The sequence below is a fragment of the Stenotrophomonas sp. YJH_SMC_122 genome, from assembly GCF_059369535.1.
Genome location: NZ_JCAFST010000008.1, coordinates 87,866 through 98,954, shown reverse-complemented (window position 1 = coordinate 98,954; position 11,089 = coordinate 87,866). Strand labels below are relative to the sequence as shown.

8 protein-coding genes are annotated in these 11,089 nt (G+C 67.9%); 6 read left to right on the top strand and 2 right to left on the bottom strand.

Annotated features, from left to right (window positions below; genetic code table 11):
• Positions 1–17: 17 nt before the first annotated feature.
• Positions 18–1,034: a glucokinase family protein gene (locus AC5P66_RS12465; protein WP_049414622.1), complete on the bottom strand. Its 1,017-nt coding sequence runs from the start codon at positions 1,032–1,034 to the stop codon at positions 18–20.
• 375 nt (positions 1,035–1,409) lie between these two features.
• Between AC5P66_RS12465 and AC5P66_RS12460 the strand changes: the two genes are divergently transcribed.
• The 6 genes from AC5P66_RS12460 to AC5P66_RS12435 all read left to right on the top strand — a co-directional run bounded on the left by AC5P66_RS12460 (position 1,410) and on the right by AC5P66_RS12435 (position 10,365).
• Positions 1,410–2,702, top strand: coding sequence for a sugar MFS transporter (locus AC5P66_RS12460; protein ID WP_049414623.1), 1,293 nt, complete (start codon positions 1,410–1,412; stop codon positions 2,700–2,702).
• Between the two features lie 39 nt (positions 2,703–2,741).
• A complete protein-coding gene (locus AC5P66_RS12455; protein ID WP_005411045.1) occupies positions 2,742–3,809 on the top strand; it encodes a LacI family DNA-binding transcriptional regulator in 1,068 nt (355 codons plus the stop codon).
• A 7-nt stretch (positions 3,810–3,816) separates the two neighbouring features.
• The gene (locus tag AC5P66_RS12450) at positions 3,817–4,845 is read left to right on the top strand and encodes an SIS domain-containing protein (RefSeq protein WP_111190637.1); all 1,029 of its coding nucleotides are present in this window, start codon (positions 3,817–3,819) and stop codon (positions 4,843–4,845) included.
• A complete protein-coding gene (nagA, locus tag AC5P66_RS12445; protein WP_263467613.1) occupies positions 4,845–5,993 on the top strand; it encodes an N-acetylglucosamine-6-phosphate deacetylase in 1,149 nt (382 codons plus the stop codon). The genes AC5P66_RS12450 and nagA overlap by 1 nt, the downstream gene beginning before the upstream one ends.
• Positions 5,993–7,060 carry an acyltransferase family protein gene (locus tag AC5P66_RS12440; RefSeq protein WP_099495788.1) on the top strand — a complete coding sequence of 356 codons (1,068 nt, stop codon included), beginning with the start codon at positions 5,993–5,995 and terminating at the stop codon, positions 7,058–7,060. Before nagA ends, AC5P66_RS12440 begins: the two co-directional genes overlap by 1 nt.
• A gap of 278 nt (positions 7,061–7,338) precedes the next feature.
• Positions 7,339–10,365, top strand: coding sequence for an autotransporter family protein (locus AC5P66_RS12435; RefSeq protein ID WP_495216391.1), 3,027 nt, complete (start codon positions 7,339–7,341; stop codon positions 10,363–10,365).
• A 155-nt stretch (positions 10,366–10,520) separates the two neighbouring features.
• Here AC5P66_RS12435 and AC5P66_RS12430 read toward each other — a convergent pair whose 3' ends face one another.
• Entirely contained in the window at positions 10,521–10,955 is a 435-nt protein-coding gene (locus AC5P66_RS12430; protein ID WP_263467614.1) for a hypothetical protein, read from the bottom strand.
• Positions 10,956–11,089 lie beyond the last annotated feature (134 nt).

The following is an 11,089-nucleotide window of genomic DNA, read 5'->3' as shown; positions in this document are numbered from 1 at the left end:
TGAAGCCTGTTGCGGTGTCAGGCGGCCGATTGCTGCAGGTACCAGCTGGCAGCGCCGACCACGCCCAGCTGGCCGTGTTCGACGACCTTCACCGGGATGCGTGCCAGCGCTTCGCCCATCGGCCCCTTCTGCAGGTAGCGTTCGACGAAGGTGCTGGCGTGCAGGTATTCGCGGATCTGCGGCAGGATGCCGCCGGCCAGGTAGACGCCACCGTGGGCGCCGTAGAACAGGGCCATGTCGCCGATGGTGCTGCCGAGCAGGCCACAGAACACGTCCAGCGCCTGGCGCGCATGCGCATCACTGTCGGCCATGGCCGCAGCGGTGACTGCGTCGGGGCTTGCCAGGGTCGGCGCCTGCCCTTGCAGTGCACACACCGCACGGTACAGGTTCATCAGGCCGGGGCCGGAGATCGCATGCTCGATCGACACGTGCGCGCGGTCGCGCTGCATGTAGCGGACGATGGCCATTTCCAGTTCGGTGCTGGCCGCCAGGGTCGGCTGGCCGGCTTCGGTGGGCAGCACCACCGGGCCGTGCGCGGTGGGGATCCACAGCGCGGCGCCCAGACCGGTACCGGGGCCGACCACCAGGGTCGGGCCGCGTGCGGCAGTTTCCGGTCCGCACAGGTGCAGCACGCCGCTGGCGTCCACCTGCGCGGCGGCGTAGGCCACCGCTTCGAAATCGTTGACGATGTAGACCCGCTGCAGGCCGACATCGGCTTCCACCTGGCGCGCCGACAGCGGCCACGGCAGGTTGGCAGTGATCACCGTGCCGTCTTCGCGGGCATAGCCGGCGCTGGCGACCACGCAATGCGTGGGCCGCGGGCCTTCGCCCAGGAAGTCGGACAGGATCGCGCTGAGGCCGGCATGGTCGGCATTGCGGTACTTGCGGTACTCCAGCACCTGCACTGGATGGGCAGCGTCACCGCTGGCCTGGACCCGGGCCACGCGCACATGGGTGCCACCGACGTCGGCGGCCAGGAACGAGGGCGCGACGCGGGACAGGACATGCGACGGGGCGGGGTGGCTGGCGGTCACGCGGGCTCCTGCTGCAGGTGGGGCCGGCCCGGGGATCGGGGGCGGCACTGGGGCGGAGTCTGTAACTGCGCTGACAACGATGTCAACGAGTTCGTGACACTTTCGTTGCTGCGTCGCAACGAATGCGGTATGCCGTAAACGTTTACATGATGTGAGTGCGGGTTTCACGTGGGAACCATTGGCGCACGGGGCGCTAGGCCTGCCGCGCATTCATCGGGGCGCACCGCCGTGGGCTTGCGCAGTGCAGCACAAGGGTCATGCAGGCGTGCATGGAAGTTGACAAACCGCCGTTGTCCATCGAAAGAATGTGACAACGTTGTTCCCAGCCACTCTCCGACGCCGCGTTCTGCGGCCGTCGCCGCAGGAGCCCTCCTGATGTCCGCCGTCCCCGCTGCAAGCGCGCGCCCGAACGTGGCCACCTCCATCGCCATCGTTGGCGTGTTGTTCTTCCTGATCGGCTTCTTCACCTGGCTCAACGGCCCGCTGATCACCTTCGTCAAGTTGGCCTTCGAACTCAGCGAGGTCGGCGCCTTCCTGGTGCTGATGGTGTTTTACCTGTCCTATTTCTTCCTGGCCCTGCCGGCGTCCTGGATCCTTCGCCGCACCGGCATGAAGAAGGGCCTGAGCCTGAGCCTGCTGGTGATGGCCGGTGGTGCCGCGCTGTTCGGTGAATTCGCCACCCAGCGCTGGTACCCGGGCGCGCTCGGCGGCCTGTTCGTGATCGGTAGCGGCCTGGCGCTGCTGCAGACCGCGATCAACCCCTACATCTCCATCCTCGGCCCGATTGAAACTGCGGCACGCCGCATCGCGCTGATGGGCATCTGCAACAAGATCGCCGGCATGCTGGCGCCGGTGCTGATCGGCACCCTGGTGCTGCATGGCATCGGCGACCTGGACAAGCAGGTGCAGGCCGCCGACGCGGTCACCAAGGTCGCGCTGCTCAACGAATTCGCCGCCAAGATCCATGCGCCGTACCTGGCGATGGCCGCGCTGCTGGTGGTGCTGGCGGTGGCCGTGCTGTTCTCGCCTCTGCCGGAGATCAAGTCCTCCGAAGCCAATGCAACGCCGTCAGGTGCACCAGGAACCGCCGAGCGCCGCAGCATCTTCCAGTTCCCGCATCTGTGGCTGGGCGTGCTGTGCCTGTTCGTGTACGTAGGCGTGGAGGTCATGGCTGGTGATGCGATCGGCACCTACGGCCACGGTTTCGGCTTGCCGCTGGACCAGACCAAGATGTTCACCTCGCTGACGCTGGGTGCGATGTTGGCCGGCTACGTGGTCGGCCTGCTGGCGATCCCCGGCCTGGTCTCGCAGTCGCGCTACCTGACCATTTCGGCAGTGATGGGCGTGGTGTTCTGCCTGGGCGCCTGGGCTACGCACGGCTACGTCTCGGTGGGCTTCGTGGCGCTGCTGGGCTTTGCCAACGCCATGATGTGGCCGGCCATCTTCCCGCTGGCGATCCGCGGCCTGGGCCGCTTCACCGAGACCGGCTCGGCCCTGCTGGTGATGGGCATCGCCGGCGGCGCGATCATTCCGCAGCTGTTCGCCGTGCTCAAGCAGCACATCGACTTCCAGCTGGTGTTCGTGCTGCTGATGGTGCCGTGCTACCTGTACATCCTGTTCTACTCGGTGATCGGCCATCGTGCCGGGCTGCCGCAGGACAAGGCCTGATCGGCGATGATGGACGGCAGCCAACCCCAGGGAAAACCCATGCGCAGAGCGACCATCAAGGACGTTGCGGAGAAGGCCAAGGTCTCGCTGAAGACGGTCTCACGGGTGATCAACAACGAGCCCTCGGTGATGCAGGCCACCCGTGCCCGGGTGCTGCGTGCCATCGCCGAGCTCGACTACGAGCCCGATCCGTCCGCGCGCAACCTGCGCAGCGGCACCACCTTCGTGATCGGGCTGGTCTACGACAACCCGAACCCGTACCACATCATCGGCGTGCAGAACGGCGTGCTGGCCGCGTGCCGCGAGACCGGCTTCGGCCTGCAGATCCATCCCTGTGATTCGAGCTCGCCGTTGCTGGCCGATGAACTGGCCGACTGGGTGCAGCGCTCGCGCCTGGCCGGGCTGGTGCTGACCGCGCCGATGTCCGAGCGCCGCGACCTGATCCAGGCGCTGACCGCGCGTGGCATCAAGCTGGTGCGCATCATCGCCGCCACTGAAGACCCGGCCGACGGCGCCTGCGTGTTCGTCGACGACCGCGAGGCGGCCTACGAGATCACCGAGCACCTGATCCAGCTGGGCCACCAGCGCATCGGCTTCCTCTGGGGCGGCAGCTCGCACCGCTCCTCGGGCGAACGCTACGCCGGTTACGAAGCCGCGCTGAAGGACTACGGCATGACCGTGGACAAGCACCTGGTGGTGCAGGGTGATTACACCTTCGACGATGGTTTCCGTGGGGCGCGCCGCCTGCTGGCGCTGCGCGAACCGCCCACCGCCATCTTCGGTTCCAACGACGAAATCGCTGCCGGTGTGCTGGCCGCCGCCAAGTCGGCCGGCATGAACGTGCCGTACGACCTGTCCATCGCCGGTTTCGAGGACAGCCCGTTCTCGCGCCAGTCGTGGCCGCCGCTGACCACCGCCAAGCAGGCCACCGAGGACATCGCCCGTCATGCCGCGCGCCTGCTGATCGCACAACTGCGCAGCGACGCCTACGACGATGCGCCGGCACCGCTGCACAACCAGGGCTTCGTGCCGCAGCTGGTGGTGCGCGGCTCGACCGCGCCGATGCGCCCGGCCGGCGCACGCCCCCTTCCTTCCGATCCTGCCTGAGCCTGCCATGTCGCTGTCAGACCCCACGTCCACCCTGATGTTCGCCGAGGCCGCCGAAGCGGCCGACGTGGTTGCCCGCCAGTTCTCGCGCAACCACGCCACCATGGAAACCCTGGCCGCCAGCCTGCGCGCGGCGCCGCCGCCGTTCGTGGTCACCTGTGCACGCGGCAGCTCCGACCATGCCGCCACCTACGGCAAGTACCTGCTGGAAACACAGCTGGGCCTGGTGGTTGCGTCGGCCTCGCCGTCGGTGGGGTCGGTCTATGCCGCACCGCTGCAGCTGCGCGGTGCGCTGTTCATCGTCATTTCGCAGTCGGGCAAGAGCCCGGACCTGCTGCGCAACGCCGAGGCGGCCAAGGCCGCTGGCGCACGCGTGATCGCGCTGGTCAACGTCGAGGATTCGCCGCTGGCGCAGCTGGCCGACACGGTCATTCCGCTGCATGCCGGTGCCGAAAAGAGCGTGGCGGCGACCAAGAGCTACCTGGCCTCGCTGGCTGCACTGCTGCAGCTGGCCGCCTACTGGAAGCAGGACAGCAGCCTGCGCAACGCGCTGGACCTGCTGCCGGACGCGATGCGTGAAGCCTGGCAGTGCGACTGGAGCGCGGTGACCGAAGGCCTGATCGAGGCCACCAACCTGTTCGTGCTCGGCCGTGGCCTTGGCCTGGGTGCGGCGCAGGAAGCGGCGCTGAAGTTCAAGGAAACCTGCAGCCTGCACGCCGAAGCCTACAGCTCGGCCGAGGTCAAGCACGGCCCGATGGCACTGGTCGACCGTGGTTTCCCGGTACTGGCCTTTGCCCAGCCCGACGAGACCGGCGCCGGTACCCGTGCTGTTGTCGAAGAATTCACCGCGCGCGGTGCACAGGTGTGGCTGGCCGGTGCCGGCGGGAACCTGCCGGTGGCGCCCGCGCCGCACCCGCTGTGCGCACCGCTGCTGACCGTGCAGAGCTTCTATCGCGCGATCAACGCGCTGGCGCTGCGCCGTGGCTTCAACCCGGATCTGCCGCCGCACCTGAACAAGGTTACGGAGACGGTGTGATGGCAACCGTGCTGCGCAATGCCCGCATCCTGGCAGGCGATGAGTTCCGCGACGATCTGGCGGTGGTGATCGAGGACGGCCGCATCACCGCGCTGTTGCCCGACGCCGCACCGCAGCTGGGCCACGCTGCCAAGCAGGTGGATCTGGGCGGCGGCTGGCTGCTGCCCGGCTTCATCGACGTGCAGGTCAATGGCGGTGGCGGCGCACTGTTCAACAACACGCCGGACGTGGCGGCGCTGCGCACCATCGCGCAGGCCCACCGTCGTTTCGGTACCACCGCGATGCTGCCCACGCTGATCAGCGATGACGTGGGCGTGATGCGCGAAGCCATCGGTGCGATGCGCGATGCGATCGCGCAGGGCGTGCCGGGGGTGATCGGCATCCATCTGGAAGGGCCTTATATCGCGCCGGCGCGCAAGGGCACGCACGATGCCAGCAAGTTCCGCGTGCCGGACGAAGAAGAGATCGCGCTGGCCGCGTCGCTGGACAATGGCGTGACGCTGCTGACGCTGGCGCCGGAGCGCGTGCCGCTGGAGACCATCCGTGCGCTGGTCGAACGTGGCGTGATCGTCGCCGCCGGCCACACCGCAGGCACCTACGAAGAGATCCGCGCCGGCCTGGATGGGGGCGTGCGCGGTTTCACCCACCTGTACAACGCGATGTCGCCGTTGCAAGGGCGTGAGCCCGGCGCGGTGGGCGCTGCGCTGGAAGACCGCGACAGCTGGATCGGCATCATCGTCGATGGCGTGCATGTGCATCCGGCCAGCCTGCGCGTGGCGCTGGCGGCCAAGCCGCGCGGTCGCCTGCTGCTGGTGACCGATGCGATGCCGCCGGTCGGTGCCGACGATCCCAGCTACGTGCTGTATGGCGAAACCATCACCGCCATCGATGGCGTGGTGCGCAATGCCGCCGGTTCGCTGGCCGGTTCTGCGCTGGACATGGCCACGGCGGTACGCAACACCGTACAGCTGCTCGGCCAACCGCTGGCCGAAGCCGCACGCATGGCCTCGACCTATCCGGCGCAGTTCCTCAACGTCGACGACCGCCTGGGCCATATCGCCGAGGGCTACCAGGCCGACCTGGTGCTGCTGGACGACGCCCTGCAGGTGCGTGGTACCTGGATTGCCGGACAGTACGAGGCCGCCTGATGAACAGTACGCCGCCACGCCGTCTGGGCTCGATCGATGCCCTGCGCGGCATCACCGTGGCGGCGATGCTGCTGGTCAACAACCCCGGCGACTGGAGTGCGGTGTTCGCACCGCTGCGCCATTCGGAATGGCATGGCTGTACGCCGACCGATCTGGTGTTCCCGTTCTTCCTGTTCCTGGTGGGCGTGTCGATGGCCTTCAGCGTGGCACCGCGTGCGCAGGATGCGGCGGCGCGGCCTGCGTTGGTGCGCGGCGTACTGGAGCGCGCGCTGCGCATCCTGGTGGCCGGTGCGCTGCTGCACCTGCTGATCTGGTGGGCACTGCATACCCATCACTTCCGCATCTGGGGCGTGCTGCAACGGATCGCCGTGTGCGCGGCATTGGTGGGCGTGCTGGCGGTGTATGCACGGCCGCGCATGCAGGCCGGCGTGCTTGTTGGATTGCTGGTGGGGTACACGATGCTGCTGCTCGGCATGGGCGACCTGACGCCGTGGACCAACCCGGCCAGCCGTCTGGACACCACGCTGTTCGCACCTTGGATCTATCAATGGCATGCCGATACCGGCCTCGGCCATGACCCGGAAGGATTGCTGAGCACGCTGGGTGCACTGGCCAGTACCGTGCTCGGCCTGTTGGCCGGTGCCCTGCTGCGCAGCGGGCGTTCGACGGCCCTGGCCGGGCTGGGCGTGGCGACCGCCGTGCTGGGCCTGTTGCTGGCCGGGGTGCTGCCGTTGAACAAGCAGCTGTGGACGCCCAGTTACGTGCTGTGGACCGGCGGCCTGGCCGCGCTGGCGCTGTGGCTGGGCCACGTGCTGATCGACCTGAAGGGATGGCCGGCGCTGGGCCGGCGCTTCGGCGTCAATGCGATCACCGCGTATCTGGGGGCCTCGGTGATGTCGGTGGCGTTGATGGTCAGCGGTGCCTGGAACTGGATCTGGCAGCAGCTTGCCGCCGCGATGCCGCAGGCGCTCGAGCTGGCATCGATGCTGCAGGCGCTGGCATTCGTCGCGCTGTGGTGGGGCGTGGCGTGGTGGCTGGACCGGCGGAAGATCTATCTGAAGATTTGACGGCTCCGGGGCGGATCCCTTTCCGCAGGAAAGGGCTCTGACCCGATCCGCCAACGGCATCCACACGCCATGCGTGGATGCTCTGCGCGCGGCCCCCGATGCCCAGAAAATATGAACGATTTCAGCTACATCACATGGGCGTGAGGCCCCGGCGATTTCGCATCCGAAGTGTGATTTTCGGCACGCAAGTTCACCTATCGAAACGGTTCACATCACGGCAGACTGCACACGCAGCAGCGTGCATTTGCAGTTCCTGATTCCCTGTCCAGGAGAACTGTATGACCCGTGCCGTCCCGCGCGCTTTCCGTCCGCGCCGCCTCACCGTTTCCGTGCTTCAGGCACTGGCTGTCCCGTCCATGGTGCTGTTGACCGCCAGCGTCGCCTGGGCCGGCTGCAGCACCGTCGCGCCGGTCGCCGGCCAGACGGTCACCTGCGATGCCAACGCGCCGAATCCGCAGACGGTGCCCATCACAGCCAGCGGCGAAGCGGGCATCACCGTCAACGTCGCCAGCGGTGCCCAGTTGCAGCAGAGCGGTGGGGCGTCGTCCGTTACCCTGGTCGGTGCAAGTGGCCACCTGTTGACCAACCAAGGCACGATCAGTTCGGTGGGAGGTGTGGCGGTCCAGCTCGGTGGCGGCAGCCGTGTCGAGAATCCGGGCAGCATCAGCACCGGCAACAACACCGCGCTGCAGTTCGTCGGCGCAGGTGACAGCGTGCTGGTCAACCGCGGAACGATCAGCGGGCGCACCGGCGTGCAATTCGATTCGGGCAACGACCGCCTCGAGATGCAGGCCGGCAGCATCAGCGGCGGCGTCCTTCAAGGGGATGGCAACGATGTGCTGCTGCTGGGCAATGGCACCATCGACAGCGTTGACCAGGGCAGTGGCGATGACCAGATGACCGTCACCGGCGGCACCGTCACCGGCGTGGTGGCGCAGGGCAGTGGCCGCGATGATTTCGTCATGAGTGGCGGCACGATCGGCGCGCTGCAGCAGGGCGACAACATCGATACCTTCCGCATGAGCGGTGGCCGCATCGTCGGCGCGTTCGAGGATGGCGACCAGGCGTGGATGACCGCTGGCCGCATCGGCCGCGTCAACATGAAGCTGGACAAGAACCTGTGGGACCAGTCTGGCGGTACCGTGGACGGCAACGTGGTGACCGGCTTCGACACCGACACCATCATCATTTCTGGCACGGCCTACATCGGCGGCAACATCAGCGTCAGCGGCGGCAACGACAGCGTGACCATCACCGACGGCACCGTGCGCGGGCAGGTACTGCTCAGTACCGGCGATGACACCTTCAACTGGAGCGGCGGTGGCATTGTCTACGGCGCGATCGACATGGGCCCGGACAACGACGTCGCCAACCTCGGCAACCTCAACCAGGGCAACCTCGGTGCGGTGCCGCTGTTCGACGGTGGCAGTGGCTTCGACCAGCTCAGCCTGAGCAACGTCAAGACCGCAGGCGTGGGCCGTTTCCAGAACTGGGAGTCGATCCGCCTGGCCAACAGCACCGAGCTGACCTTCGATGGCGATCTGGTGCTGGGCGACAGCAGTACCGGCACCGGCACGCTGACGGTGGATGACACCAGTACGGTCTATGCAGGCAGTGGCGGCCATGCCATCCGTCCGTTCAACAGTGGTGCACTGGTGGAGATGGTCAATGCCGGGCGCATCGACCTGACCGGTACCGGCGCAGGCGACGTGTTCACCGTGCGTGGCAACTACCGCGGTGACGGCGGGGGCCTGTACCTGCGTACCGTGCTGGGCGCGGACAACTCCCCCAGCGACCGCTTGGTGATCGACGGCGGTACCGCCACCGGTACCACCGGCATCGGCGTGCTCAATGCCGGCGGCAGCGGCGCGGCCACGCTGGCCGACGGCATCCTGGTGGTGCAGGCCTTGAATGGTGGCCGCACCGCGCCGGGCGCGTTCTCGCTGTTCGCACCGGTCGCGGCCGGCGCCTACGAGTACTTCCTGTTCAAGGGCGGTGTCAGTGCCGGCACCAGCGAGAACTGGTACCTGCGCTCGACGCTGGTGACCGGCCCGACGCCGGCACCCAACGGTGGTGGCAGCGCCACGCCACCGCCGCTGACGCCGCCGGTGGCACCACCGCCCCCGATTACCCCGGCACCGCCGCCGCCGCCGGAAGGCGCCACCGATCCGGACCTGACCGCAGGCGAGACCGCACCACCACCACCACCGCCGGAACCGGCGCCGGTGGCACCGCCCAGCGATCCGGCGGTGCCGGACGTGCCCGTGGCCGGCGGTGCATTGCCCGGTACCGGTGCACCGCCGACGCCGGGTGCACGGCCGGCCGAAGGTGCGGTGGTACCGCTGTACCGCGTGGAAACCGCCGCCTACACGGTGGTGCCGCCGCTGCTGCGCGAGACCTCGCTGGCCAGCCTCGGTACCTTCCACGAGCGGCAGGGCGAACAGCGCCTGCTTTACAACCAGGGCGCATTCCGCACCGCCTGGGGCCGGTTGGTGGGGCAGAGCAGCGAGATCCACTGGAAGGGGGATGCGCAGCCGGGCTTCGATGGCGATGTGATGGGCCTGCAGGCCGGCATCGACGTATGGGCTGCGGCGTCTGATAGCCATCGCAACCAGATCGGCGTGTTCGTCGGCCGCACCCGTGCGCAGGGCAAGACCACCGGCCTGGCACTGGGCTGGGAGAATGTGCAGGTGGGCCAGAACCGTTTGGACGACAAGCACGTGGGCCTGTACTGGACCTTCACCGACAGCAGCGGCGCCTACATCGACGCCGTGGCGATGCAGAGCCGCTACGACGGCCGCGTGCGTTCCTCGCGCGGGCTCGGCTTCGGCCTGAGCGGCGACGGCACCAGCGTGTCGGTGGAGGCCGGCAAGCCGCTGCTGCATGTCGGTCAGTCCGCATGGTGGCTGGAACCGCAGCTGCAGGTGATCTGGCAGCGCACCGCGCTGGACGACCGTCGCGATGAAGTATCGAGCGTGCGCTTCGACAACGACAATGACTGGACCGGCCGCATCGGCCTGCGCCTGGCCGGCGACTACCAGCTGGCCGACAACGGCTGGCAGCCGTATTTCAAGCTCAACTACTGGCACGGGCGTTCCGGCGAAGACCGCATCCGTTTCGACGGCGACGTGATCGTCAATTCGCAGCGCTCGCGCGCGCTGGAAGCCGGCGTGGGTGTGGTCGGGCGCTTCAACCGCACCATCAGCGCCTATGCCGTGGCCGACTACACGCGGGAGCTGGGCGGCGACCGCAACGAGAAGCGCCGCGTCATCGAAGGCAACATCGGCCTGCGCGCGGACTGGTAGCGCGCGGTGCAGAGGTCATGACCCGCTCTGGTGGGTGTCGACCTTGGTCGGCACAGATCCAACGGCGCCATGACGTTGCTCTGGTAGGTGCCGACCTTGGTCGGCACGAATCCACCGGCGCCATGACCTCCGCGCAGCCGAGCATAGGCTCGGCTCTACAACAGCGGTGCGCACGCATCCGGTTCCACCAACGCCCCGGCATGATCGGCCAACACCACCACCGCATGCAGCAGGCCTTCCTCCACCTGCGGCGGACACTGTACGGACGCATCCTCCATCTCGCGCGCCGACTGTGCGGCCAGCAACACGCCGCCGCACGCGGACAATGCGGCAAGGCAGCGCGTCGCCTCGGCCAGTTCCCGGCCGCGCGCCTCGCTGAGTTGCCGCTCGCGCCACGCCTGGCCGTCGGCTCCGTGGTTGTGTGCGATGCCGCGCAACCGCGCGAAGAACGCGGAGGGCGGCGCCTGTTCGTTGGCTTCGGCGAGTGCATCTTCCAACGCTTCGGCGGCGGCATTGGACAGCTGCAGGCCGGGCAATGCAGTGCCGAGCAGCGCCTGCAGGCGTGGATAGGCGGAGTAGGGCGTGTTCATGGCGGCAACCTCACGAGGCAAGGCCACCTGTGAAGCGCAAGGTGGCGGGCGGTGCGGGTTGGCGTGCCGGTCAAAATCAAAGCGAAAAAGCCGACGGATCACGAGGATCCCCACGCACCGCCCACCATGGGCAA